General features: G+C 57.5%; 22 protein-coding genes. 6 read left to right on the top strand and 16 right to left on the bottom strand.

What is annotated here, in order from left to right; genetic code table 11:
• Positions 1-95 precede the first annotated feature (95 nt).
• Together thrC and thrB are read left to right on the top strand one after the other, a co-directional pair.
• The gene (gene thrC / locus I2H19_RS01115) at positions 96-1,613 is read left to right on the top strand and encodes a threonine synthase (RefSeq protein WP_195620780.1); all 1,518 of its coding nucleotides are present in this window, start codon (positions 96-98) and stop codon (positions 1,611-1,613) included.
• Between the two features lie 201 nt (positions 1,614-1,814).
• Positions 1,815-2,696 carry a homoserine kinase gene (gene thrB / locus I2H19_RS01110; protein WP_195620779.1) on the top strand — a complete coding sequence of 294 codons (882 nt, stop codon included), beginning with the start codon at positions 1,815-1,817 and terminating at the stop codon, positions 2,694-2,696.
• A gap of 304 nt (positions 2,697-3,000) precedes the next feature.
• Here the strand turns inward: thrB and I2H19_RS01105 are convergent, their stop codons facing one another.
• Positions 3,001-3,264, bottom strand: a complete 264-nt coding sequence (locus I2H19_RS01105) for a helix-turn-helix domain-containing protein (protein ID WP_229089715.1) — start codon at positions 3,262-3,264, stop codon at positions 3,001-3,003.
• A gap of 208 nt (positions 3,265-3,472) precedes the next feature.
• Here I2H19_RS01105 and I2H19_RS01100 point away from each other — a divergent pair, with 208 nt between their 5' ends.
• Positions 3,473-4,252, top strand: a complete 780-nt coding sequence (locus I2H19_RS01100; protein WP_195620777.1) for a hypothetical protein — start codon at positions 3,473-3,475, stop codon at positions 4,250-4,252.
• 236 nt (positions 4,253-4,488) lie between these two features.
• Here I2H19_RS01100 and I2H19_RS01095 read toward each other — a convergent pair whose 3' ends face one another.
• The 15 genes from I2H19_RS01095 to I2H19_RS01025 all read right to left on the bottom strand — a co-directional run bounded on the left by I2H19_RS01095 (position 4,489) and on the right by I2H19_RS01025 (position 21,580).
• Positions 4,489-5,121: a helix-turn-helix transcriptional regulator gene (locus tag I2H19_RS01095; protein WP_195620776.1), complete on the bottom strand. Its 633-nt coding sequence runs from the start codon at positions 5,119-5,121 to the stop codon at positions 4,489-4,491.
• A gap of 31 nt (positions 5,122-5,152) precedes the next feature.
• The gene (locus tag I2H19_RS01090; RefSeq protein WP_195620775.1) at positions 5,153-5,836 is read right to left on the bottom strand and encodes a DUF3990 domain-containing protein; all 684 of its coding nucleotides are present in this window, start codon (positions 5,834-5,836) and stop codon (positions 5,153-5,155) included.
• A 101-nt stretch (positions 5,837-5,937) separates the two neighbouring features.
• Entirely contained in the window at positions 5,938-6,528 is a 591-nt protein-coding gene (gene yihA / locus I2H19_RS01085) for a ribosome biogenesis GTP-binding protein YihA/YsxC (protein ID WP_195362208.1), read from the bottom strand.
• Positions 6,529-6,566: 38 nt separating this feature from the next.
• Entirely contained in the window at positions 6,567-7,307 is a 741-nt protein-coding gene (gene mtnN, locus I2H19_RS01080) for a 5'-methylthioadenosine/S-adenosylhomocysteine nucleosidase (protein WP_195620773.1), read from the bottom strand.
• 78 nt (positions 7,308-7,385) lie between these two features.
• Positions 7,386-8,504, bottom strand: coding sequence for a serine hydrolase (locus I2H19_RS01075; RefSeq protein WP_195620766.1), 1,119 nt, complete (start codon positions 8,502-8,504; stop codon positions 7,386-7,388).
• Between the two features lie 284 nt (positions 8,505-8,788).
• A complete protein-coding gene (gene pflA, locus I2H19_RS01070; protein ID WP_006234868.1) occupies positions 8,789-9,607 on the bottom strand; it encodes a pyruvate formate-lyase-activating protein in 819 nt (272 codons plus the stop codon).
• A gap of 188 nt (positions 9,608-9,795) precedes the next feature.
• Positions 9,796-10,650: a DegV family protein gene (locus I2H19_RS01065; RefSeq protein WP_229089713.1), complete on the bottom strand. Its 855-nt coding sequence runs from the start codon at positions 10,648-10,650 to the stop codon at positions 9,796-9,798.
• Between the two features lie 276 nt (positions 10,651-10,926).
• Positions 10,927-12,369 (bottom strand): glycoside hydrolase family 32 protein, encoded by a 1,443-nt coding sequence (locus tag I2H19_RS01060; RefSeq protein ID WP_195620764.1) that lies wholly within the window; start codon positions 12,367-12,369, stop codon positions 10,927-10,929.
• Between the two features lie 101 nt (positions 12,370-12,470).
• Positions 12,471-13,922, bottom strand: coding sequence for a PTS transporter subunit EIIC (locus I2H19_RS01055; protein WP_052044095.1), 1,452 nt, complete (start codon positions 13,920-13,922; stop codon positions 12,471-12,473).
• 45 nt (positions 13,923-13,967) lie between these two features.
• Entirely contained in the window at positions 13,968-15,350 is a 1,383-nt protein-coding gene (locus I2H19_RS01050; RefSeq protein ID WP_195620763.1) for a family 43 glycosylhydrolase, read from the bottom strand.
• Between the two features lie 184 nt (positions 15,351-15,534).
• On the bottom strand, positions 15,535-16,545 hold the full coding sequence (locus I2H19_RS01045) for a LacI family DNA-binding transcriptional regulator (RefSeq protein WP_225093894.1): 1,011 nt from the start codon (positions 16,543-16,545) through the stop codon (positions 15,535-15,537).
• Between the two features lie 300 nt (positions 16,546-16,845).
• Positions 16,846-17,097: an autonomous glycyl radical cofactor GrcA3 gene (gene grcA3 / locus I2H19_RS01040; protein ID WP_117746636.1), complete on the bottom strand. Its 252-nt coding sequence runs from the start codon at positions 17,095-17,097 to the stop codon at positions 16,846-16,848.
• An 85-nt stretch (positions 17,098-17,182) separates the two neighbouring features.
• Positions 17,183-19,234, bottom strand: a complete 2,052-nt coding sequence (gene pflB, locus I2H19_RS01035) for a formate C-acetyltransferase (RefSeq protein ID WP_055310750.1) — start codon at positions 19,232-19,234, stop codon at positions 17,183-17,185.
• A gap of 468 nt (positions 19,235-19,702) precedes the next feature.
• Positions 19,703-20,722 carry a 2-keto-3-deoxygluconate permease gene (locus I2H19_RS01030; RefSeq protein WP_229089711.1) on the bottom strand — a complete coding sequence of 340 codons (1,020 nt, stop codon included), beginning with the start codon at positions 20,720-20,722 and terminating at the stop codon, positions 19,703-19,705.
• 108 nt (positions 20,723-20,830) lie between these two features.
• A complete protein-coding gene (locus tag I2H19_RS01025; protein WP_195620761.1) occupies positions 20,831-21,580 on the bottom strand; it encodes an SDR family NAD(P)-dependent oxidoreductase in 750 nt (249 codons plus the stop codon).
• 361 nt (positions 21,581-21,941) lie between these two features.
• Between I2H19_RS01025 and I2H19_RS01020 the strand changes: the two genes are divergently transcribed.
• Genes I2H19_RS01020 through I2H19_RS01010 form a run of 3 tightly spaced genes read left to right on the top strand, consistent with a single transcriptional unit; the run spans position 21,942 to position 26,610 of the window.
• Positions 21,942-22,391 carry a MarR family winged helix-turn-helix transcriptional regulator gene (locus tag I2H19_RS01020; protein ID WP_195620759.1) on the top strand — a complete coding sequence of 150 codons (450 nt, stop codon included), beginning with the start codon at positions 21,942-21,944 and terminating at the stop codon, positions 22,389-22,391.
• Entirely contained in the window at positions 22,388-24,754 is a 2,367-nt protein-coding gene (locus I2H19_RS01015; RefSeq protein ID WP_195620758.1) for an ABC transporter ATP-binding protein, read from the top strand. Before I2H19_RS01020 ends, I2H19_RS01015 begins: the two co-directional genes overlap by 4 nt.
• On the top strand, positions 24,754-26,610 hold the full coding sequence (locus I2H19_RS01010) for an ABC transporter ATP-binding protein (protein ID WP_195620757.1): 1,857 nt from the start codon (positions 24,754-24,756) through the stop codon (positions 26,608-26,610). The genes I2H19_RS01015 and I2H19_RS01010 overlap by 1 nt, the downstream gene beginning before the upstream one ends.
• Positions 26,611-26,918: the final 308 nt, after the last annotated feature.

The following is a 26,918-nucleotide window of genomic DNA, read 5'->3' as shown; positions in this document are numbered from 1 at the left end:
GTTACCTTTCTAAAAAGCCTCTGCGAACCTATTTTGCGCGCTCTGATACCATGGTTTCACCGATTGGGTCCAAGGCATCCGAGGAGCAGTGTTATATGGGAACTTATCATAGTACACGAGGACGCACTTTATCGTGCTCAAGTAAGGTGGCAATCCGCACCGGCATCGCTCCCGACGGGGGTTTGTTTGTCTCGGACGAGCTCGGCACCCAGCAGGTCGATATCAGCTCGCTTGCAGATAAATCGTACTTTGAAATCGCTCAAGATGTGTTGGGAATGTTACTGAATGATTACACGGCCGAAGAAATTTCGGCGTGTGTCGACGAGGCATACCGCGGCACGTTTGCGAGTGAAGAGGTCACGCCGCTCGTCAAACTCGACGCCGCGCCGGGCGCCGACGCCCCTCAGACCTATGTGATGGAGCTCTTTGGCGGCCCCACGAGCGCCTTCAAGGACGTCGCTCTGCAGATGCTCCCCCGTCTGATGGCCCGCACTTCCGCCAAGGACGGCGGCGCCGAGCGCATCATGATCGTCACCGCCACGTCGGGCGACACCGGCAAGGCCGCGCTCGCCGGTTTTGCCGACGCTCCGGGCACGGGCATCACCGTCTTTTATCCCGAGGGCAAGGTCAGCCGCGTCCAGAACCTGCAGATGTCCACGCAGGAGGGCGACAACGTCGCCGTCTGCGGCATCCGCGGCAACTTTGACGACGCCCAGAGCGCCGTCAAACGCATCTTTGCCGATAAGGAGCTTGCCGAGCGTCTGGAGGCCGCAGGCACGGTGCTTTCGAGTGCCAACTCCATCAACGTCGGCCGTCTGGTACCGCAGGTCGTCTACTACTTTGCCGCCTATGCGCAGCTGTTGCGCGCCGGCGCCATCGAGGCCGGCGACGCCGTGGAGTTCTGCGTACCGACCGGCAACTTTGGCGATATCCTGGCCGGCTACTATGCCAAGCGCATGGGTCTGCCCGTCGCCAAGCTCGTCGTGGCGAGCGACAAGAACAACGTGCTGGCTGACTTCCTGACTACCGGCGTCTACGACCGCAACCGCCCGTTCTTCACGACCATCTCGCCGTCGATGGACATCCTCATCAGCTCCAACCTGGAGCGCATGCTCTACTTCCTGTCCGATGGCGACTGCGAGCTCGTTGCCGGCCTTATGGAGCAGCTGGCGCAGACGGGTCGCTACGAGGTGCCCGCCGAGCTGCTGGCCAAGATTCAGAGCGTCTTTGGCTGCGGCTGGGCCAGCGAGGACGAGGTCCGTACTGCCATCAAGAGCTGCTGGGATGCGAACGGCTACGTAATCGACCCGCACACCGCTTGTGGTTATCACGTCTTTGAGCAGGTCGCTCCCGCCGAGGGCGCCAAGGCCCGCGTGCTGCTTTCGACCGCCAGCCCCTACAAGTTCCCGCGCGCCTGCTGCGACGCCCTGGGCCTCGACGTTCCCGAGGATGATTTTGAGGCTATGCGTGTACTCGAGCAGGCCACCAACACGGTCGCCCCGGCCCAGCTCGCCGAACTCGAATCCAAACCCGTCCGTTTCGAAGACGTCTGCGACGTCGACGAGATGGCAAGCTACGTCGAGTCTGCAGCAAAAAAGATGGCAACCAACTAAACCCCTTATAAGGCGCCGGCGAAAGCCGGCGCACCTTCTTTTTATTTAGCTTTCGGGATGATGACGAGCATGCGAGCGGGTCTGGCCGTTTAGTTCGTCGCGAGTTCCGCACGAGCCGGAAAGCACTTAATGTGCTTTCCGAGCGAGCCAGGACTGCCCGAGCAGCGAACTAAACGGCCAGACCCGCCCAGGAGGACCCACATGATCAAAATCACCGTCCCAGCAACCAGCGCCAACCTAGGCATCGGCTACGACACCCTCGGCATGGCCGTCAGCCTCTACTCACACTTCACCTTCGAACGCGCCGACAAGCTCACCATCACGGGCTGCCCCAAGGAGTTCCAAAACGAGAACAACCTAGTCTACGTGAGCTTTGTGGACGCACTGGCCGCATGGGGCGAGCCGGCCTTCCCCGTCGCCATCGACATTCAGACCGACGTGCCCGTCGCCCGTGGCCTGGGTTCCAGCTCCACCTGCGTCGTCGCCGGCATCATGGCTGCCGCCGCGCTGACGGGCCACACCGTCGACCGCGCCGAGCTCGTTCGCATCGCCACCGAAGTCGAGGGCCATCCCGATAACGTTGCCCCCGCCATCCTGGGTGGCGCCGTCTGCTCCTTTACGCCGACCGACTCGCTGCCCCAGTGCCTGCGCTACGAGGTGAGCGACAAGCTGCGCTTTATTACCGTGATTCCGCCCTACGAGGTGCACACGAGCGAGGCGCGCAAGGTCGTGCCGCAGGAGATTCCGCTCTCCACCGCCGTATGGCAGATGGGCCGCATCGCCGGCATGACGCGCGGCTTGGAGACCGGCGACCTGGACCTGATTGCCGCCGCCAATGACGACCGCATTCAGGAGCCCTATCGTCGCCGGCTGATCCCCGACTACAACGCCGTGCGCGACACCTGCCTCAACGGCGGCGCCAAGACCATCTGGATCAGTGGCTCCGGCTCGACCCTCATGGCCGTGACCGATGACACCATCGTAGCCAAGTTCCTGCAGGTCAAGCTGCGCGAGCAGTTCCCCAAGTGCGATACGCATATTCTGACGTGCGACACCGAGGGCGCCCAGATCGAATACCTGTAGCCGCCGCAGCGTATACCCACCGGGGAGGCCAGGGGCTTTGCCCCCAAATCGTCCTCGGACATGGCAGGACCCCCGCTGCGCACTTCGTGCGGCGGGGGTCCTGCCGTCCTGCGGAAAGATTTGGGAGTAAAGCCTCTGGCCTCCCCTACGTCAACTTCGCCGGCGGCGGCTACAGGGACCTACACTCTGGAAAGTCGCCGGGCTGGTATTTTGGCTTATTTTTGAGAGGGGCGCACTACCCAACATCTTATTCGCCCTATAGCTCTGTTCTACTTTCTAATTGACAATCGATGCGTGACATTATCTATTTATCTTCACTACTCAAAACAGCCCCAAGTTTATGCACTAGCGTTTCAACAGTAATTCCGAGTGCATCCGCATAGGTAAACTGTTCATAAACCCTAAGACTGCGTTCCCCAGTCTCAACTTTTGAGATAAACGACTGAGGTACCCCCAGCTTCTTTGCAAGCTCAACCTGGGTAACCCCTTGCTCCCGACGAATCTGGGAGAGGCATTTTCCGCATGTCCTGTTAGCATCAACGTTCATGCCGCTAACGCTATATTCCATTTTGATATATCCTAAACTGGGATATATTTATGTCACCAGCCATTTCACTTGCCACAGTTGTTCGCATCGCAAATTAAAACGAGAAAGGAGCCTCGATAAACATGAATAACGAGATGACGTCGCGCGCAAAAAAGAAGGAAACGACTCGCTTCTAACGCAGGCCATTCATAAATTCGGCAGTAAAAAACGCACGGTCATCGCAGCCGCTGTGGCAGCTGTCATCATCTTCAGTTTGCCCATGCTGTTTCCTCAATTGTTTTGTAGTCACAAACTATGGGCCAATGCAACCTGCACTAGCCCTCGTATATGCAAAAGTTGCGGCAAAACCGAGGGAGAACCTCTCGGGCACGAATGGGAAGAAGCAACCTGCACGACTCCGAAGACCTGCCAGCGTTGCGGCGAAACGAAAGGGAAGCCACTCGGACACCAACCGGGCTCGTGGACTAAAGAAGTCGACTACGTAGATGCCACCTCGAAGGAGATACAAGAGTGCGACAGATGCGGTGAGATCGTTGACACCCGCAACGAAAAGGAAATCACATCCTTTTTAGGCGACGGAATGTTTTCAATTTCACCTAAAGGCTTTATTGAACGACTTAACGAGGAATTCTCAGATCTCCCCAATTGCAGCAGCATGAAGGCGAGTTACGAGCTAGACAATAGTGGCATAGGGCTCGAACTTCAGATCAAAAACGGCTCAAAGATTGCCGGTATTGGAGGCTTCTACTCGGACTCGAGCAGCCAACTACTATTCAGCTATCTTGGATCCGAAAACTGCTTTAATAACATAGTCATGTACTTCGAAAGCTCCGACTATGCCGCGGCGACAGCATTAGCAACCATACAAGCGATCGATCCAACACTTTCGTTTTCAGACGCTAAGGAAATTGGTGCCGCCTGCGTAGATTCGCCAACTGTCAAAAATGGAATTACGTACGCAATCGTAGCTTCGGATGGAGAGTACTGGCTGAGCGCCCGAATTGAATAGTTTCTCTTAATCGCCAAATGCTGACGCCTCTTACTCGCGGCACATTTTGTTCAATCCCTGCTAACATCGTCAACCGAAAAATGCCCCGCCGAGCACTTTAGCTTGGCGTGGCATCTCAATACGTAAGCGGATTTAGATGTCTACAAGGCCTGCACGCCCCAACAAGACAGCCGGCTTCACTGCTCAAGGTGCTCTTGGTGAACCGCAACTTGAGCAATCGGCGGTTAGAATCCCCTTTAGGCGGCGTTGGGTTCTTTGTATTCGAAGGCTGGCTCTAGGAGGTCTTCGATGTTGCAGTGTAGGGCTTTTGCCATATCCCTTACGGTTGTTACCGAGGCTTCGTTGATGTTTCGCTGGCGCTGCTCGTACATTTGGATTGATCGGAGCGATACACCCGATTCGTAAGCCAGGTCTTGTTGCGTTTTCTTGAGCCTCTTTCTTGCTTGCGAAAGTTTGGTTTGACGAGGCGTCTTCTTTGCCATATCGCAGACAAGGCGAGCCACACGCTCTTCCGATGCCTCGTGCCAGGGATAGTACAGATTGCACAGCGCATCAAACGGAACGACGTGCAGAAGATCTTCGAACGATTCTCCTAGGCGCCACTGCAAATATGCCAGTATCCAGCCCGTCCAGTATTCCGGCGTCTTCTCAAATCGGTAGGTCCGATCTGGCATCGACACTGCCTGGTAACCAGATCTTTCGGCAATGAGTGCAAATAACTCGACGCCCGATTTTCCCGACACGACCCATGCGTTGCCACGCTCAAACTCGCGAGCTACGCCGCTCAGGCAAAAGAGTTCAGCGACTTCGGACCCCTCCGCTCCATAATCGTTCACGGCGTAGTCGAAGCAGTCACCAAGGTTGTTCATTGCGTCCTCAAGATAGTAGAGGGGGTACGTCCTACTCGGTCCACAATCCGTTAACTCTTGGATCATTTAAATCAACCCTCCCCGACATTAAATCCCTAATGTCGATGCCCTCGGAATCGAACCCATTAACCGTGTCCAAATACTTACGTCGTGCATTCTGTTCTCGCTCAAAACGCTTGGGATAAAACTCAGATCCCGAAGCTTGCTTCCACTCGCAAAAATGAATTGCCGAGAATGCGCGTTCGCTCATAAGAGCGTACTGAATACCTAAATCGCCTAAGCGCATAATGCGCTGAAGCTGTCGAAGCGAGATCATGCCATTAACAAACTGCCTCGCAAACGAAAAATAGGAGTCATCGGCACGATAGCCTCGAATAATGTCGTATGGCGCGATATCAATCAAGCAGCTATCAAGCAGAAACCGAAGCCCTTCACGCGCCAACGGCGTCGAAACGTTGAATTCCCTGTTGTCCGCCAAAATTGCAAGCCAATTGAGAATTGAAAACTCCCCGGACTCTAAATCGAGAACCGTGAGCCCATCTATATCAAGCTCATATCGATTCGCGATGCCATCAGACTCGGTCCGACACGCCCACTCCATCGCCATTTCCTCATGTGGTGTGCAATAAAACCCGCGCCCATAGTCATTGAATTGCCTGCATTTATCCAACGATGGACGCTCGACAACAACCTCCGACCCGTGCCAAAGCTCCATATCGACCTCCAAACATAAATATCACCCCAGTGATAGTTTATCAACAACTATCACTGGGGTGATATAGATAAGCAGAAGTTGTTTGGCAGTGCGAACGCGTCCTAGAGGCAAGCCTCGGCGATGCGTTTCTTGAGCTCGTCGATGCCCACGCCCGTCTGGGAGCTTGTGATGATCACGTTTTCGGCAGGAACGTTGAGCTGCTTTTTGATGGCTGCTGCCTGGCGGGCCTGCTGGGTGCGGCTGAGCTTGTCGGCCTTGGTGAGGCAGACGATAAAGTTGAATTCGTTGCCCTGCAGGTAGTCGATCATGTCATGGTCGAGCTTGCTGGGGTCGTGACGAATATCCACCAGCGACACGACCAGGTTAAAGCTGCGCTCCGAGTCGAAGAAGTCGCCGATGAGCTCGGCCCAGCGGTCGCGCTCGGCCTTGGAACGACGGGCGAAACCATAACCCGGCAGGTCGACAAAGTGCACGTCGTCAGCCTCAAAGAAGTTGATGTTGCTCGTCTTGCCCGGTGTGCTCGAGACCTTGACGAGGTTCTTGCGGCCAAAAAGCTTGTTCATGATCGACGACTTGCCCACGTTGGAGCGGCCGACGAAGCTCACCTCGGGGCAGGTGGACTCGGGAATCTGCGAAACCTTGCCATAGCTGGCAACGAACTTGGCAAGCTGGTAGTTAATGGAATCGGCCATGGACACTCCTTGGTCGTAGGTTCTTACAAAAGAGCGCGCTATTGCGCAGCGGCAATGCGGCGGACGATATCGAGCGTGATGTCACTTGCGACACGCGCGTACTCGAACAGATCGAACTCTCGATCGCAAATTGCATCGTACGCCTCGTCACAATTATCGCTGATAGCGCGCAACACCAGGCAATCGACACCATTTTTGGTTGCGACATGGGCAATTGCCGCGCCCTCCATGCCGACACAATCGGCATGCGTCGCCTCGATAGCGTCGTTGCGCATGGTGGCGCCCGTCACAAAGCGGTTACCCGTGGCAATCGTGCCGACCAGGAACTGCTTGGTGCCCTCGTTCGAAGCGACTGCATTTTTCGAAGCGTCAACAAACCCACGCTCAGCAAGCACTTCGGCGGCAATATCGACCAGCGCGGGCGTCGAGCCAAACTCCTCGAGCCCCGGTGCGGACTCGGCGATAAGCGCGGTATCGGTATCCAGATAGCGTAGGCGTTTGCCAATGACCACGTCGTCGATATGGAGCCTGGGGTTCAAACCGCCCGCAATGCCCGAAAACACAACAGCCTGCGGAGCATACTTGCTAATGAGGTGCTGTGTTGCAGCGGCGGCGTTCACCGTGCCCATGCCCGCCGTTGTGGCGACAACTGTCAGGCCGTCGAGCTCACCGCTCACAACGGTCAAGCCTGCCTCCCGTGCCTCGCAAACGTCGCTCAGCTCTTCCTTAATCTGCATGATCTCTTTTTCGAGCGCACCGATAATCGCGATGGTAGCCATACCATTCCCCAAACCTATACGAAATTCTCAACCAAGGTATGGTACCAGCATTTTGTTTGACCTCGCCAAACGAACACGCTAAGCCAGTGCAGCTCGCGTATCAAACAGAGCCTTTGCAATCGCAGCCGTAACCTCGCTCGAACGGTCACTCCATGGCATCGATGTCATGACGCTCATGACATAGGTACGGCCATCGATGTCGATGAGGCCTGCATCGCATGTCGAATAGTAGCCGTCCTCGCTGATCCAACCCGCTTTGTTGCGCACCAAGACCTGATCGTCCGCAATGCCATCGCGAATAAACGAGCGCGATGTTGATGCCAAAAGGCCTGACAACCACTGTGAAGTCTCGGTATCCATGCTCAGATACTCGCTCATCTCGCGCCATAACCTCGCAGAAGTGCGCGGGCAGTAGGTCGGAAAATCACTCATCGGATTCAGTGCCGTTTCGTCATCAACACCCAGATTGGCAATCCAATCCTCATAGCCATCATGGTCAAACGCCGCGCGTAACGCGATAAACGAATCGTTGTCTGAGTTGGCGACGGCATTCTCGATAAGGTCGCGCACCGTCTGCCAGCCCATGCTGCAACCACCATACGTGGCTAAAGGCCCATCGAGCGACACCCGCCCCGATTCGACCAACGTCTCGCAAATATAGAGCGCATACAGCGCTTTGTAGCTGCTCGCTCCATACACCTCGACATCGGCGTTATACGTCACGCCCCTACCGCTCGATAGGTCGTAGAACACTACACCCACGTCGCCCAGCTCCTGCGCCCGACACAGGGCATCCTGGAGCGAGGCAAGGCTCTCATCCTCCAAGGCAGGAGTCTTGTTATCCACCAACGAGAAGGTCCGAACGGTATCACCCGAAGGGATATCGTTGAAGTCCGCCTTCGAAAGTCTCGTCTTGAGATCTGCCGTCGACAGAGCTTGATCTGCCGACGCTTTGGACTTTGAAACCTTCTCGTTTTGCAGCTGTACCGTTGACGCATCTGGGCGCACCGTTCGCTCCGAGGCGTAGGTTTTAACGGTAATTCCGAGGATAATAACCGCCGACGTTAGCATCCCAATGGCGGCAATCTTCCTCACGCGGATGCGAGCGCCGGCAAGGCCACGCGAAGACGTGCCCTTCGTCTTATATCTGCTGCCATGCTGCGGCACATACTCGTCCCGCGATGCGATGTTTCGCACGTGGTCTCCTGACTGCCACCGTTTATATACGAGCAGTATGATACCGAGCAGGCATTTCTTTCCAAATATATTCAGCGGCGTTTAAGGTGTCTTTAAAGAAACCACAAGCGTATTTATCCAAATGGCACGATTCTGTTGCGCATCTCACCGCAACCCAGAGAGCAGTCTTTTAAGGACGGGGCTCTTTGGCAATCAACTTGGTGCCCAGGGGCACTCATTTAAGTCTGTCCCCAATGAGTGAAGCCAGTGCAGCTCGGATATCATAAAGGGGCAAAAATGGCACGCTAGCCGATGGCGTTTTTGAGTTCGGCGCGGCGCTTTTTCATGCCCGTCATGACGGCATTGCGCAACTCGGGCATGCGCGCGGTATCCATCTGGGGCACGCCCTCAAGCTTATAGGGAATGCCCAGTTGCTCGTACTTGACGACACCCATCGTGTGATACGGCAGCATCTCCAAACCCACCACGTTGTGCCATGGAGCGATCAGGCAACCAAGCTTCTCGCATTCCTCCACCGTGTCGGTAATGCCCGGCACCACCACGTGGCGGATAACGACCTTAATCTTGCGACGTGCAAGCTCATCGCCAAACGCCAGGATGCGTGCGGGATCACAACCGGTCAGCTTTTTATGCTCGACGGGATCGGCGTGCTTAATGTCGAGCAGCACCATATCGGTCTCGTTGAGTACGGCATCGAACTTCTCGGGATGCGCGGGATCGAACGCATAGCCACAGCTATCCAAGCAGGTATGCACGCGACCATCGGGGTTGTTGTGCATGGCACAGAACAGGTCGGCCAAAAACTCAGGCTGTAGGAGCGGCTCGCCGCCGGACACCGTAATGCCACCGCTGCGATAGAACTCGTGGTTACTCTGGAACTCATCCATCAGGTGTTCGACGGTCACCATGGTGCCGCCGTTAACAGACCAGGTATCGGGATTGTGACAATACGCGCAGCGCATGGGACAGCCCTGGACAAACACCACAAAGCGAATGCCGGGTCCGTCGACCGTTCCCATCGTCTCGATTGAATGCACGCGGCCAAGGGCAAACGCAGAGTCCTCGGGACGAGCGTCCACACCCTCAAGCGTCATTTCTGCCATTCGCGCTACCTTGCCTCTCCTTGGGTGCAACCAATTAAAATGCCAGAGCCATTCTAGCCCATACGCATGATGGTGAAATGGTTTAGCGGTCAATTGGATTGTTCTATTTGACCCCACGCAAGAGCGGCGGGAGGGTTATCGCAACCCGCCCGCCGCCGTGGCAATAGAAATCGATAGACGCCAGGCCTTTACGCCTTAAGCGTGAGCACCACACCGAAGGCGGTCGGGCCGCAATGGCTCGAGATGACACCGCCGACCTGAGTCCAGGTAACGTCTTTAAAGCCCAGGTCGTGCGCATAGACTTCCATGTCGTCGCGCAGCTCCTGGGAAAGGCCTACCGAATACGCCAGGCCAATGTGCGAGTAGTCAATCTCGCCCTTCGCAACCATGTGGTCAATAAAGGCGCGGGCGCACTTGAGCATAGAGCCGCGGAACTTCTTGGTCGCCACAAACTTACCGCCCGTTACTTCAATGCAGGGCTTAATCTTGAGCAGGTGGGCGCCAAGGAACGCGACGTTGGACAGACGACCGCCCGCCTTAAGAAAGGCCAGGTCGGTAGGAACAAAGCCCAGCAGCACGCGGTCCATGACGGAGTTCGTAAATGCAAAGATCTCGTCGACGGTGGCGTCGGGGTGAGCCTCGATGTATTTGGCGGTCTCGACGGCAACGAGCGACTGGCCCACCGAGACAAAACGCGTATCCATGGAGAATACGTAGTCGCGGCCCTTAGCCGCAATCTTGGAGGACTGATGCGAGCAAGTCGTGACTTCGGAGTACGCAAGATGCAGAATGGTCGCATCGGGCTGCTCGGCATGGATACGGTCATATACGTGCGCAAAATCTGCAGGCGCGCAGCCGCTGGTCTTGGGCATTACGCCAAACTCGTTGCAGCGCGAGTAAATCTCGAGTGGATCGATGGAGCCGTCCTCGACGGTCTCGTCACCAATCGTGACATGCATGGGCACGCGCACGATGCCGTAGCGCTCGCAGAGCTCCGGCGTCACATCCGACCCAGACTCAACCACGATTACGTACTTGCCCATTATTATCACGACCCATCTCGACATTGGCTTTTCAATACATGGCACGCGCCGCCGCACTGTTGCACAACGGCGTCCAAGCGCCAAAGAGACGCCGCCCCTTGCGCACAACAAAGGACAGCGTCTCCCTGGAAAACTCCGTGCTAACCTGGGATTCTACACGGTTTATTACTAAGTGTTACTTACTCCGCAAACGGTCGCTATACGCGATAAACGGTAGTTGGCCGCGGCAACTGCGATTCATTTCGCCCAGCAAGTCCAATCGTGCCCCATGCACGGTTAATGCACGAGGCGGTAGAAATTCATCGATGCCGCACCCTCGGCATGCAACCCCATCGCCGAAACCGCCGGCGAATAGGTACGGCTCGTAAGTGCCGCCTCGCCGCCATTTGCAAAAATCTCGACAATCGTAGTGTCCGAAAGCACGCGCAGGTCGCGAAGCTCGCTGAGCTCGATCGACCTCTGGTCGCGCCCATAGCCTTCGTCACCCATGTCGAGGGTAAGCATCCCGCCTGCATAGCGCACAAAGACACCCTTGCGGATTTCGAGCTCGACCATCTTGGTGCCCTCACAGGAAACCACAAGATCAAACAGGCGGCCCGGCTCCTCAACGGTTTCACCGCCTGTCGTGCGAACGCAGTCGCCGCGCATCCTCTCAATCTCGTGCGCCGGCTGCTGGCAGAGCTTACCATCGCGCATGCTCAGCTCTCGCGGCACCGTCAACGCGCACTGCCACCCGCGCGCCACCGTCGGGTTTTCCGCCGTCGCATCGGGGCAACCCGACCATCCGATCATCAATCGCCGGCCTGCAGCATCCTCAAAGGACTGCGGAGCATAGAAATCAAAACCGGCATCGACCATCGGGGGCATGCCCTTCCCGACGATTTTAAAGCTCGGCGCCTCCCAATCGGCCTCGATGGGGAACCACACGCACTGATGCGGATTGCGGTAACGCCAACCATCGGCAGGCACACCCTGCGGACAGCAAACGAGAATAAGCTCGCCATCAAGCTCAAACAGATCAGGGCACTCCCACATAAAGCCAAACTTCTCGCCCAGCTCAATGCGCGTCGCATAGCTCCAGACCCCTAAATCAAGCGAAGTATAGACAAGCACGCAGCCACGGTCGTCTTTCGTACGAGCGCCCAGAACCATGTAGTAGATACCATCGTGCTCAAGGATCTTGGGGTCGCGCACGTGCGTACCGATATCGTCGGGGTAATCGACTGGTCCAACAGCCATGCGCTTCTCGCCCAATTCGTCGGGATTCTCGGCAACCATATGAATCTGGTTTTGCTCACGGCCCGTCAACACGTAGTCGTAATCATCGCGGTCAAAATGCTTGACGTTGCCGGTATAGAAGTAGTGAATCTTGCCATCACGTACAAAGGCAGAACCAGAATACGCTCCGCTCGAATCCAAATCGGAATCGGGGAACAGCACGGGGCCGTGATTCTCGTACGTCACAAAATCCTTTGTCGTCAGATGGTTCCAAAGCACTGGACCGCCATGCGCAGCATCGAACGGATCGTATTGATGATAGATGTGATACGTATCACCAATCTGAACCAAACCGTTGGGGTCGTTGAGCCAGCCAAGCTCAGGCTCCACATGGAACAGAAGCCTATCGGGGTCGGACGCGATGCGAGCCGCCGTCTCATCCTGTCCGACACGCCACTGCTCATAGTCCGCGCGTGTCACCTTGTTTTTTTGATTTAACATCGCCGTTGACTTTCTCGTCTATGGGGAAGGACGCTCGACTCACACGAGTCGAACGCCCTTCCTCAAATGGACTTATCCTCAGATTACACTGAACGGCTCAACTAGAAGCTAACGTCGAAGCCAGCGCCAGCGCCCTCTTCATCGGTGGTCGGCACGCCCTTTGCCTTGTTGTAGGCAAAGATCAAGACGATCGGCACGATAAAGGCGATGAGATTGCCAGCCACATACCACACGAGGGTCTCGGGCGTGACGATGAGCAGGCCAAGCACGCCGGTCAGACCCTGACCGATAGCGCGCACCTCAAAGAGCTTGACGAAGGCACCGCCGCAGCCTGCACCGATGCATGCGCAGATGAACGGAATGATCGAATAGCGCATGTTTGCAGCAAAGATAGCGGGCTCGGAGATTCCGACCAGCGTCGGGATAAAGGACGACATGCAGATGTTGCGCTCTTTGGAGTGCTTCTTGTGAATGAGGTACATACCGATGGCGCCGCCGCCCTGGGCGATGATGGAAACCGACCAGATGGCCTGGATGTAGTTGAAGCCAGTCGTGGCAACAAGGTTTGCCTCGATACCCTGGATGAACTGATGCGTACCGGTAACGACGAGCGGCTGCAGGAACGCGGCGAAGACAAAGGCACCAAAGACGCCCATCCTGTTGTACAGGATATCGATTACGCCGGCGAGGACGTCACCGATCAGGTTGCCGAGCGGGCCGAACACGGTGAACAGGGCAACGTTAGCAAGAATCAGGGTAACGGTCGGGACAAAGACGAACGAAACGACCTCGGGGATGTACTTCTGGGCAATCTTCTCGACCTTGGCCATAAACCAGGCAGTCAGGATTGCGGGGAACACACCGCCCTGGAAAGCAACCATGGGAATGGATAGCGGACCGAAGTTCCAGTACTCAGCACCCGTCGGGTCCATAACGAACGTGTTACGGTTCATAAGACTCGGGTGAACCATGACGATACCGACGAGGATGCCCAGAATCGGGTTACCGCCAAAACGCTTGACCGCGCTGTACATAACCAGGACAGGCAGGTAGTCAAACGTGGTGGCGATAATGGCAAAGAAGCTTGCGAGGTTCTTGAGGAACTCGCTGTGATCGGCAAGGCTGCCCTCCATGCCAAAGAGGCCGTTGGCAACGATCAGCGACTTAAGGCCGATGATGATTGCAGCGCCGACGAAGGCGGGAATGATGGGGATAAAGATGTCCGAGAATACCTTGAGGACCGAGAAGAACTTGCCCTTCTTGTCCGCCTCGGCGCCCTTGACCTCGGAAGCACTGATCTCCTTAACGCCCGTCAGAGCCATAAACTCATCGTAAACCTTGTTGACGGTACCGGTACCGAAGATGATCATGAGCTGGCCGCTGTTGTACAGCACGCCCTTGACGCCATCGATGTTCTCGAGCTCGGCCTTGTTGTATTTGCTCGTATCCTTGAGCACCAGACGCAGACGGGTCACGCAATGCGTGGCGCCCTCGATGTTCTCCAGTCCGCCGACGTTGTCGACGACTTGCTGGGACACTGCCTTGTAGTCCATGTTCCTCTCCATTCCTTTTCTAAATCATAAAACGGTTCGTTGCCGCTACAGAGACGCGATCGTTGCGTTTGCGCACTTGAGCGCACCGTCGGTGACGGTAAGCGCCACACCCTGGCCCTGCTTGTTGCAGAAGCGAGCGTTGAGCGCAACATCATCGACAAAGATGGTCGCGATGTCGTCGTCGACGACCAGACGCACATGGTGAGTGCCCTCGCCCTTAAAGAACAACGGACGCTCGAGGCCCATGTTGTTGACCTGGAACCACGGGTACTGGGGAGCCGGCGTGAACTCGAGCTTGCCCTCGCGCAGGTTGGCGCGGAACTCATAGGCAAGACCAGTCTCGGCGTCCTCGGCAAGCTTCACCGAGAAGCCGGCAGCGTCACCGGCGAGCTCGATGTCGGCATCGAGCATATAGGTGGAACCGGCATCCGCGGCGAGCACCTGCTCGACCTTGCCCGACTCGCAGGAAAGCTCAAAGGCCTCGACTGCCTTAGCCTCGCCAAAGGCGCCAAGCATGCTGTCGGGGAGCTTGGTGCCGAGCGTTCCGTCAGCACGCTGAACGATCTCGAGAGGCATAAAGGTGCCACCCCACAGGTAAGAGCTGGGGTCACCGCCCTCGTCACGCGTAGGAACCCAACCAAAGAGAACGCGGCGCTCGCCATCAAATGCGGTACGCGCGGCATAGTACGCGCGGCCATCGAAGGAATCGTCCGCAGGAGTGATCCAAGGACCGTTGATAGAGCGAGACATGCGGTAACGGGTCTTGTTGCCATCACTGTACTCGGAGAACACCAGATACCACCAGTCGCCCATCTTAAAGAGATCAGGCATCTCGAACATGGTGTACAGGCCCGGATTCCACCAGTCGCCCTGGAACTCCCAGGTATCCAGGTCCTTGGAGGTGAACTTGACCAGACGACCGGTCATCAGACGCTTGTCCTCGCCCACACGCGTGCCGAGGATGAGCATGTACTCTTCGTTCTCCTCATCCCAAAGCACAAAGGGATCGCGCCAGTTGCGGTCATCGTAACCCTCCTGGGGCGGAAGCAGCGTCTCGGCGATGTTCTTCTCCCACTTGACGGCGTCGTCACTCGTTGCGTGAAGAAGAACCTGCTTCATCAAGCGTGCCTTGACCTTATCGCGATTGCAACCAGTGTAGAGCGCATGGTACTTGTCGCCCACCTTAAACACCGTGCCGGCATAAACATACTGGTCGACTTCCTCGTCGCCGCCACGCTCAAGGCTCTCGCCAAAGTCTTTGTAATTGACGAAGTCCTTGGTTGTCGCGAGTGCCCAGCCAAACGGCTCTCCGAAAGGTCCGGGGTTTCGCGTGTCACGCTGATGATAGAGATAGAACGTGCCGTCCTCGCCGTACGGCATGATGTCGCCTACCCAAATTCCCTCAGGCTGGTAATACACCTTGTGCATCCGAGACTTCCTTTCTCACGAGATACTAACTCGGTACAACTGCAAGATATGTCAATCGTTTTCATATGTCAAACGTTTTCACACCAATACGTCTTTTCGCAGTTCCAGTCGTCGGCAAACGGTTGACATATGCCGGCGAACGGTCATCAGAGGTGTTTGAGGAATTCTTTTGGCACGGGATGAACTACGCGGTTTTACCCTCAATGAGTTCAACGGGGAGCTTGATATTCGATTCGGGCTTTTCGCCGTTAATAAGAGCAATGATGGATTGCGCCGCGAGCTCTCCGATGCGATCGATATCTTGGCGTACGGTTGTTAAGTCAGGCATAAACGTCATAGTGCGGCGGGCACCATCCGCGCCCACGACCTTAATATCGCCCGGAGCGCTCAAGCCGCGCTGCTTCATCACGTTAAGACAGATAGCCGCCATCGTGTCGTCTCCCGCAAAGATGCCGTCAATATCGGGGTTCTCATCGAGGATCTTCGCAACGACCGCGCTCTTTTCGTCGTCGGGCTTAACGAACTCAACCTCACGGACAAGCGCGGGCAAACCGGCCTGCTCAACAACATCGAGGTAGGCATCGGTACGCTTATTGGCAGGCATGCGCATGCGGCTATTGCTGCGCAGGCACAGGATGCGTGAACATCCGTCATCGATCAGGCGACGCGTGGCAAGTTCGCCGATGCTATAGCTGTCGCTCGCAATCTGAACAGAGGCTTCGCCAAGGTCGCAGTCGATACCAACCAGACTCAAGCCCATCTCGGCATACGCCTCGGCACCGATATTAAGCGAGTTGACGATGACGCCATCAACCATATTGCGTCGAAGCATGTCGATATAAGAGCGCTCAAGCTCGGGTCGATTGGCGCTATTGCACAGCAGCATCTTAAAACCGTTTTCGGCCAGGGTATGCTCAATGACTTGAACCACTTGGGCATGAAACGGACTGCTGACATAGGGGACGATCATACCGATAAGATTCAGGCGACCGTTGAGCATGGCACGGGCGATATCGTTGGGCGTATAGTTGATGCGCTTCATCGCGGCATGGACCTTATCGCGGGTCTCTTGGCTAATATAGCCGCGATTATTAAGCACGCGAGATACCGTAGTAGGCGAAACCCCCGCCACCGCCGCAACTTCCTTGATGCCAGGCTTAGCCGTATCCTTAGAACGAGCACTCTCGCGAGCCATAGCACCCTCCCCCATCAACATGTCATACGTTTACATACGAACAAAGCATACCCCAACAAGAGCGGGAAGACGGTAACAGTACAAGTAAGTAAACGACTCATCCAAATAATTAGGAGAGTTCCGCCTAAAGGGTGACTCCAAAGGACCCCACATGGCCGGTTTTGGGTTATTTTCCAAAACATCCCGCAGGACGCAAAGGGCTCCGCCGCGCGAAGCGCGCAGCGGAGCCCTTTGCATGTCCGAGGACGTTTTGGAAAGTAACCCAAGACGGCCCGGCGATCCTGCGGGAGTTAAACCCCTTTAGAACTTGTTGTGGAAGGTACGCGCAATGACCTCGTCCTGCTGCTCCTTGGTGAGCGTGTGGAAGTTCACGGCATAGCCGGAAACGCGGATGGTCAGCTGCGGGTACTTCTCGGGGTGAGCCTGAGCGTCGAGCAGCGTCTCACGGTTGAAGACGTTGATGTTCAGGTGGTGGCCACCCTTCTCGGCGTAAGCGTCGAGCATGTGGACCAGGTTATCGGCCTGAGTCTCGGAAACTTCAGAAACCTTCATAATGTGTCTCCTTCGATTGATAGGCGCCGGCCGAAACCGGCGCGCTAATCAGTAATCGTTATTGTTAGTATAGCACTAACAATAGTTACTCGCCCAGCTGATCAAGGTCGATATCGCCAAAGAACACCTGGTCCTCCTTGCCGAGCGCACTCGGGATGATGGAGAAGGTGTTGGAAATGCCGTCCTGAGCATCGCGGAACGGGAGCTTGGAAACCGAAGACAGCGAAGCGATGGCGCCGTGGCTATCGCGCTTGTGCATGGGGTTAGCACCCGGGGCGAACGGCTGGCCAGCCTTGCGGCCGTCGGGGGTGGAGCCGGTCTTCTTGCCGTACACGACGTTGGAGGTAATGGTCAGAACCGAGGTCGTGGGCACGGAGTTGCGGTAGGTGTCGTTCATGCGGATGTACTCCATGAACTGGTGCACAACGTCGTGAGCGATCTGGTCGACGCGGTCGTCGTCGTTACCGTACTTGGGGAACTCGCCCTCGGTCTCGAAGTCGACGATGATGCCGTTCTCATCACGGACAGGGTGGACCTTGGCGTACTTGATGGCGGACAGGGAGTCAGCCACGACGGAAAGGCCAGCGATGCCCGTAGCGAACCAGCGGTGCACGTGCTTGTCATGCAGAGCCATCTGGATGCGCTCGTAGCAATACTTGTCGTGCATGTAGTGAATGATGTTCAGCGAGTTGACGTACACGCCGGCGAGCCACTTCATCATGTCGTTGTACTTGGCCACAACGTCGTCGTAATCGAGGGTATCGCCCTCGACGGCGCGATACTTGGGGCCGACCTGCTTCTTGGAGACCTCGTCGACGCCGCCGTTGAGTGCGTACAGCAGGCACTTGGCCAGGTTGGCACGGGCGCCGAAGAACTGCATCTCCTTGCCGATGCGCATGGAGGACACGCAGCAGGCAATACCGTAGTCGTCGCCATGATAGACGCGCATGAGGTCGTCGTTCTCGTACTGGATCGAGGAGCTGGCGACAGAAGTCTTGGCGCAGAACTTCTTGAAGTTCTCGGGCAGACGGGTCGACCACAGAACGGTCATGTTGGGCTCGGGGCTGGTGCCCATGTTCTCGAGCGTGTGCAGGTAGCGATAGCTCATCTTGGTAACGAGCGTACGGCCGTCGACACCCATGCCGCCGATGGACTCGGTGACCCACTGCGGGTCGCCGGTAAACAGGGCCTGGTACTCGGGGGTACGGGCAAACTTGACCATGCGGAGCTTCATGATGAAGTGATCCACGAACTCCTGGATCTGCTCCTCGGTGAAGGTACCGTTGGCAAGGTCGCGCTCAGCGTAGATGTCGATGAACGTAGAGGTACGGCCGATGGACATAGCGGCGCCGTTCTGCTCCTTAACGGCAGCGAGGTAGGCGAAGTACATCCACTGGATGGCCTCCTGCGTGTTGGTAGCAGGGTTAGAAATGTCGAAACCATAGGTCTCGGCCATCATCTTGAGCTCGCCGAGGGCGCGGATCTGCTCCTGCAGCTCCTCGCGATCGCGGATGTTGTCGGCGGTCATGACCGTCGGGGTAGAAGCCTTCTGGGCCTCCTTGTCCTTGATCAGGTAGTCGACGCCGTACAGGGCAACACGACGGTAGTCGCCGATGATGCGGCCGCGGCCATAGCCATCGGGCAGACCGGTGATGATGTGAGCCGAGCGGCAAGCGCGCATCTCGGGGGTGTAGACATCGAAGACGCCAGCGTTGTGGGTCTTGCGCTCGAAGGTGTAGCGCTCGACAACGTTCTCATCGACCTTATAGCCGTGCTGGCTGGCAGCCTGGCAAGCGATGCGGATACCGCCGTTGACGTGCAGCGCGCGCTTGAGCGGCTTGTCGGTCTGGAGGCCGACGATGGTCTCCTTCTCGCGGTGGGCGTTATCGATGTAGCCAGCGGGGTGGCTCACGATACCCGTGACGGTCTTGGTGTCCATATCGAGGACACCGCCCTGCTCGCGCTCCTTAAGCAGCAGGTCGAGAACCTCGCCCCACAGCTCCTTGGTACGCTCAGTCGGGCCGGCGAGGAACGACTCGTCGCCCTCGTAGGGGGTGTAGTTCTTCTGGATGAAGTCTCGGACGTCAACCTCTCCCGTCCAAATGCCTTCCTTGAAGCCTTCCCATGCCTCCTGCATTGTGTAACCACGCTCCTAGTTACGTGTAATGCGGCGCTCTCTCACACCGCTGCTTATTGAATTCTTGAATGTTCGGCTTGCACTACCGGCTTCTTCCGTTCTTCACCACACGTTGGTGCAGGGAAAACGTCTGTCCACCTTGGAACTACAACCCAAAACCCAAGATTTCACCCGTCTGAGAAGGATAACATAGCGGCCCTCTCCATCTGGGCTATTATATGTTTCTTTTTTTATATCATAATGGCGTTTTTTACAAACCCGCAGGAAATGCGAGCACGAACAACTACCGTTCACCGATTTGTTTGATATTTTTCCTTGCCTTTATACGACGTTCACTCTAGCTGTTATGCCAGTTTTAGCAGGGTAAAGTGCCCCAGAGACCCCACAGAAACTGCAGGGCGGCCACGGGATCCCCCCATGGCCGCCCTGTGGCGTGGCGAGTTATTTAGCTTTGATTGCCGCTTGGCATTAGGCGGCTGCGGCGGCCTTGTCGGTCGTTGCTTTGCTGTCGCCGTGGCCCTGGCCCTCAAAATGCTTGTGGCACCAGCTGGTGACCAGCGGGGTCAAAATAGCCGTTACGATTGCGCAGGCAGCAACCTGTGCCGTAGCCGTCGCGAGCACCGCACCGCCGTACATGGCCTCGTTGACGCTTGCCATGGCAGCAGGCGTGGCCACATTGGCTCCGGCGCAGCTCGAAATGGCCGCACCTGCGACACCCGTACCGCCCGTGAGCTTATCGACCGCGATGACGGGAATTGCAAAGATCACCGAGCAGATCACGCCGAGCAGAATGCCGGGAAGACCACCGTTGATGAGCTGGCCAAAGGTCATGGTCGAGCCCATGGCAAAGAAGACGAGCACAATGATGGCGGAAAGTGCCGGTGCCATCATCTTCTTAAAGCTGGGGAAGAGGTTGCCTAGAATAATGCCGACGACGATCGGCAGGATGGCACCCACGAGCGACCAGCCGATCGGAGCCTGGCCGGCAGCGCCGAGCACGATCATCGTGACCGGAGGGCCGACAACGAGCGTGGTGATTGCGACAGCGCCACGCTCGGCCTCGTTGCCCATGGTGCCCATCAGACCAGCGTACATAGCGTTGTTGGCGCCGGTGCAAGCCGCCAGCATCACCATGGCAGAGATGCCAAACAGGTTGTCGTTGAACACATAAAGGATGAGCAGCGACACGGCAACGACCACGATTTGCTTGATGGCGATGATGATGGCACCGCGGGCAGCGGCGGCAGGAGCACTCTTAAACGAAATCGTCGTACCGACGATAAGCAAAAAAGCGCCCACGAGCGGGCCTGCACCCTGCTGGGTCATGCCAAGCGTAAAGCTGCCGAGCGTTTTGAACAGGTCAGGGAACAGCGTGTTGAGCAGGCAACCCAGCAAAAGCGGCACCAAAATATTGGCACCCGGGATGGAGGACATCTTAAAGAACGGCTCCTTTGCCGCCGGCGCCTCCACCGCAGTCGATTCACTCATATATATCTCCTTTGGATGCATGCGAATCGTAGCCGCACGCGCCTATATCAGAAAGAAGGCGACGGTCCCGAGTCGCAGGGGCCGTCGCCGAATAATCGTCGTGGGGTATTACCCGTCCAGGACGATGCCGCCGTCGCAGTCGCCGATCTCGCCGTTCACGAAGCTGGCAAGGTCGGAAGCGAAGAACAGCACCATCTGCGCAGGCTCGCTGGCCTGGGCGGCGCGGCCCAGAGGAATACCGTTGATGATGCGCTGAGAGTTCTCGTCAGAGAGAATCGAGGTCATGTCGGTAAGGGTGAGCGACGGGCATACGGCGTTGCAGCGGATGCCAAACTTGCCGCCCTCCTTGGCGACCGCCTTGGTCAGGCCGTTGACGCCCGCCTTGGAGCTGGCGTAGGCCGCCGTGCCGAGCAGGCCGCCGCCGATCTTACCGGCAACAGAGCTCACGTTGACGATGGTGCCGGCATGGGCCGCCTTAAAGTGCGGGTATACGGCGTTCATCATGGTAAAGGTGCCGTTGAGGTTGATGTCGATGGTGCGGCGCCACTCGGTGTCATCGATCTCGTCGAACTTCTTGGTGCTGATGACACCGGCGCAATTGATGAGGATGTTGGTCTGGGGTAAATCGGCGAAAATCTGCTCGACCGTCTCGCGCGCCTTGGGCGCATCGGCAACGTCGAGCTGGTAGAACTTGTTTCCCTCGCCAAGCTCGGCTACAGCAGCCTCGCCCTTTGCGGCGTTCCTTGCGATGAGCGCGACGCGTCCGCCGCCCGCGACGATGCCCTTGGCGATCTCGAGGCCAATGCCCTGAGTGCCGCCCGTGACAATCGCGGTCTTGCCCGTGAAGTCAAATGCCATGACTCCATCCTCTCTATATAAGGTGCCTCCTTGCGGGAAGTTGGAGCATCGCGCGTGGCGATATTATGAGTCCCTGTCGTCATGGTGGTGACAACCCCTCGCCTAACCGCGTGCATAATAGTTCTTTGAAGCGCTATAAAAATTGATAATATTAATTCCTTTATACGGTCTTTATTTACCCAGCTGTTCGGTAGATTTTGGGACATGCCTAGAAATCTGCCTTTAAGCCGCGAGCGGTTCAGCGGCTCCGCATCGTCACGAATAGTAGAAATCTAGGCATGTCCCAAAATCTACGGTATGGGGCGCGCGGACGGGGGTATCATCTTCCATCGAAAATAGTTTCTAGTGTTAGGAGTTTTTGGTGGAAGGTACCGATTTCCACGCGCTTGGGCGTCAGCTCTTTACCGAGTTTGGCAGCCTACACCAGCGCGTTTCGCGCTTTACCGACCAGGCTCTGAGCGGTGAGATGGCCGTCATGCGCGCGCTGATGCTCGCCGGCGGTTCGCTCACGCCTGGCGAACTTGCCGATCGCGCTTGGGTGTCGAGTGCCCGCATCGCCAATATCCTGCGCGCTCTTGAGACAAAGGGTTGGATTGAGCGCGAGCACTCAAAAACCGACCGACGCCGCGTCCATGTAACCGTTACCGACAAGGGCCGTCAGGATCTTGAAATCAAGCGTCGAGAATTTGAGGACCGCGCCGCGGCATTCCTCGAGCAGCTCGGCGAAGAAGATACCCACGAGTTGGTGCGTCTCCTAAGACGTACCAATCAGATAATCGACCACAACCAGGAAAGGAGAGATGCCAAGTGAGGATTCTTAAGCTCTTTAAGAAGCATATCCTGGCCCTGCTTGCGGCCGTCACGCTCATTGTAATGAGCTGTAACGCCGATCTGGCGCTGCCCACCTATATGAGCGATATCGTCGATGTGGGTGTGCAGCAAGGCGGCATCGCCTCGCCCGTACCCGACACCATCCGCGCCGAATCGCTCGACGACCTCGAACTCTTTATGAGCGCCAAGGACGCCAAGGCTGTGGAGGCCGTGTTTAGCAAGGCTGACAAAAACGGCATTCGAACGTACAAGGGCACCGAGGAGGAGCGCGCCGACGGCGGCAAGATTGCCGACATCATGAGCCTGCCTGAGACCGTCGTCCTTTCGTTCAACCAGGGCATCGATGCCGACTCCATGGGCGACATGATGGGCACGTCCGGTGAGAAAGACAACAGCGGCGCTCAGGCCATGCCCACCCCCGAGCAGATGGCGGCAATGACGCCCGAGCAGCTCGCCGAGATGCAGCAGAAGGCCGCAGCGGCGCAGAGCATGCAAAAGCAGATCGACGCCGACGGCGGCAAGATCACCATGAAGAGCCTGCGCCTAGGCGTTGAAGGCGGTCTTATCGATCAGGGCAAGCTCGTCGAGGGCGCCAACGATATGGCGGACAAAATGGGTTCCATGTCGGGCTCCATCGTGACCCAACGCGCCGTGAGCTATGTACAGGACGAGTACAAGGCACAGGGCATCGACCCCGCCGATGTGCAGAACGCCTACCTGAGCCGCATGGCGACCACTATGTTTGGGCTGTGCCTGGTGTCGCTCGTCGCCACCATCCTGACCGGTGCCGTGGCTTCGCGCACCGCCTGCTCCATCGCCCGCGACCTGCGTCGCGAGACCTTCAACAAGGTTATGCACTTCTCGCCGGCCGAAGTGGGCAAGTTTAGCCAGGCCTCGCTCATTACCCGCTGCACCAACGACATTCAGCAGATCCAGATGGCCGCAACCCTGTTTATCCGCATGTGCCTGATGGCCCCCGTCATGGGCATCGTCGCCGTCATGCGCGTCCTGGCCAACCACACCGGCCTGGAGTGGACCATCGCCGTGGCCATCATCGCCGTCTCGGCCGTCGTCGGCGTGCTTATGGGCCTCACCATGCCCAAGTTCAAAAAGATGCAGAGCTTTGTGGACCGCGTGAACCTTACCGCCCGCGAGCTGCTCGACGGCCTTATGCCCATCCGCTCATTCAACCGCGAGGAGCACGAGCTCGAGCGTTTTGACAAGGCTTCGCTCGACCTGATGACCACGCAGCTCTACACCAACCGCGCTATGAGCTTTATGATGCCACTCATGATGCTCGTCATGAACTGCATCACCGTGCTCATCGTGTGGTTTGGCGCGCAGGGCGTGTCCGACGGCGTGATGCAGGTCGGCAACATGATGGCGTTTATCTCCTACACCATGCAGATCGTCATGGCGTTTATGATCCTCACCATGGTTTCGGTCATCCTGCCCCGTGCCGAGGTCGCAGCCGAGCGCGTGGAAGAGGTCATCACCTGCCCCACGAGCATCAACGACCCTGCCTCGCCCAAACTGCCCGCAGCCAGCGCGCCGCGCGGTGAGCTCACCTTCCGCGACGTGAGCTTCCAGTACCCCGATGCCCGCGCCGATGTCATCAGCGGCGTGAACTTCACCACACATGCCGGTCAGATGCTCGGCATCATCGGCTCCACGGGCTCGGGCAAGTCCACGCTCGTGCAGCTGATTCCGCGCCTGTACGACGTCACAGGCGGCAGCATTTCGCTTGACGGCGTCGACGTGCGTGACATGACTCTCTCCGAGCTGCGTCGCCGCATTGGTTACATCCCGCAGCAGGGGCGCCTGTTCTCGGGCACTGTCGAGAGCAACCTCAAGTTTGCCGGCGACATGGTGAGCGATGATGACATGCACCAAGCAGCGCGCATCGCACAAGCCGAGGACTTTATCGCCGAGCGCGAGGGCGGCTACGACTCCCCCATCAGCCAGGGCGGCTCCAATGTTTCGGGTGGTCAGCGCCAGCGTCTGGCCATCGCCCGCGCATTGGCCAAAAAGCCCGAGGTCGTGGTGTTCGATGATTCGTTTAGCGCCCTCGACTACAAGACCGACGCGCGCCTGCGCGAAGAGCTGGCCAAAAACGTTACCGACGCCGCACTCGTGGTCGTGGCCCAGCGCATCGCGACCATCATGCACGCCGACCAGATCATCGTGCTCGACGACGGCCACGTAGTGGGCACCGGCACGCACGAGGAGCTGCTGCGCAGCTGCCCGGCGTACCTGGAGATCGCACAGTCGCAGCTTTCCGCCGAGGAGCTGGGGCTTACCCAAGAAGAAATTGCAGCCGTCATGGAAGGAGGCGAGCGCTAATGGCAGACGAGACCAAGACTCAGATTCCCAAGCCCACCCGCCAGCGTGGTCCCATGGGCCGCATGGGTGGCATGCGTCGTGGCGAAAAGGCCAAGGACTTTAAGGGCACCATGAGGCAGCTGCTCGGCTATATCGGCCAGCACAAGATTGCCGTGTTTGCCGCCGTCGCCTTTGCCGTGTGCTCGGTCATCTTTAACATTGTGGGACCCAAGGTGCTCGGCCAGGTTACGACCAAGCTGTTCGAAGGCCTGGTCGCCAAGGTCAACGGCACCGGCGACGTTGACTTTGACTGGATCGCCAAGACGCTCGGCTTTTTACTCTGCCTGTATCTGGCGAGCTCTGTCTGCAGCCTGGTCCAGGGCTGGCTCATGACCGGCGTCACGCAAAAGATCTGCTACCGCATGCGCAAGGAAATCGCCGCCAAGATTGCCGTCGTGCCGATGAGTTACTTCAACGGCCACAGCAAGGGAGACGTACTCAGCCGCATCACCAACGACGTCGATACGCTGGGTCAGTCGCTCAACCAGAGCGTGACGCAGCTCATCACGTCGGTGACGCAGATTATCGGCGTGCTCGTCATGATGCTTTCGATCAGCCTGCCGCTTACCGGCGTCACCGTGCTCACGCTGCCGGCCGCCGCGATTATCTTGACCGTAATGATTCACTTCTCGCAGCCGTACTTCCGCGAGCAGCAGCAGGTTCTGGGCGCCGTCAACGGCATTATCGAGGAGGACTTTGCCGGCCAGAACGTCATTCAGGTGTTCGACCGCGCCGAGGCCTCGATCGAAGAGTTCGACCGTCAAAACGACCGCCTCTTTATTAGTGGCTGGCGCTCGCAGTTCCTGTCGGGCCTGATGATGCCGCTTATGAGCCTGGTGGGTAACATGGGCTACGTGGGCGTTGTCGTGGTGGGCGCACAGCTCGCACTGACCGGCAACGCCACGCCCGGCGACATCCAGAGCTTTATCCAGTACGTTCGCAACTTTACGCAGCCCGTGCAGCAACTGGGCAACGTGAGCAACACGATGCAGTCGATGGCAGCCGCCACCGAGCGCGTCTTTGAGTTCCTGGCCGCGCCCGAGGAGGAGCAGAAAGCCGACGCGCAGATTCCCGAAAAGCGCCCCGGCCATGTGGAGTTTGATCACGTCAAGTTTGGCTATACGCCCGACAAGACCATCATCCACGACTTTAGCTGCGAGGCGCAGCCCGGCCAGACCATCGCCATCGTCGGCCCCACCGGCGCCGGCAAGACCACGCTCATCAAGCTGCTGCAGCGCTTCTACGATGTGGACGGCGGTTCGCTGCGCGTCGAGGGCGTCGACGTGCGCGACTGGGACCGCGCGGCGCTGCGCGGCGAGTTTGCCATGGTGCTGCAGGATACCTGGCTGTTTAACGGCACCATCCGCGAGAACATCCGCTACGGACGCCCCGATGCGAGCGATGCCGAGGTCGAAGCCGCCGCGCGCGCCGCACGTTGCGACCACTTTATCCATACGCTTGCCGGCGGTTATGACTTTATGATTAACGAGGAGGGCACTAACCTGTCGCAGGGTCAGCGCCAGCTCGTGACCATCGCCCGTGCCATTTTGGCCGACCGCCCGGCGCTGATTCTGGACGAGGCGACTTCCAACGTCGACACCCGCACCGAAGAGCTTATTCAGCGCGCCATGGATGCGCTGATGCAGGGCCGTACCAGCTTTGTCATCGCGCACCGCCTGTCCACGATCCGCAACGCCGACGTAATCTTGGTAATTCGCGACGGCGACATCGTCGAGAAGGGCACACACGACGAGCTACTCGCCCAGGGTGGCTTCTACGCCGACCTGTATAACTCGCAGTTCGACGAGGCGGCGTAACAACCGGCGGCAAACAACCGCAATGCCCAGAAAACGGGGGCGCAGGACAACCTGCGCCCCCGTTTTTTCGTCCACGGCACTCGAATTAGCTCTCTTGGGGCCCGATTGACAGCCCCTTCCGGACCCTGTGGCCAAAAAAGGTCAAATATGAGTACTGTTACATTTTTAGTAGCAGCCAAAACCGCCTCAAATGACCTCTTTGCGGCTTCTATACGGGTAGCGCGCAGAGATGTGGTGTAAGAGGCGGGGCATGCCCCGCCCCCTCCCTTTCTTGAAAGGGAGGGGACACCGCCTAGAATTCGTCGTTG

Source organism: Collinsella aerofaciens (assembly GCF_015560135.1).
Taxonomy (GTDB): domain Bacteria; phylum Actinomycetota; class Coriobacteriia; order Coriobacteriales; family Coriobacteriaceae; genus Collinsella; species Collinsella aerofaciens_AN.
Note: the sequence above shows the minus strand (reverse complement) of the source record. Positions and strands in the feature narration are given on the sequence as shown.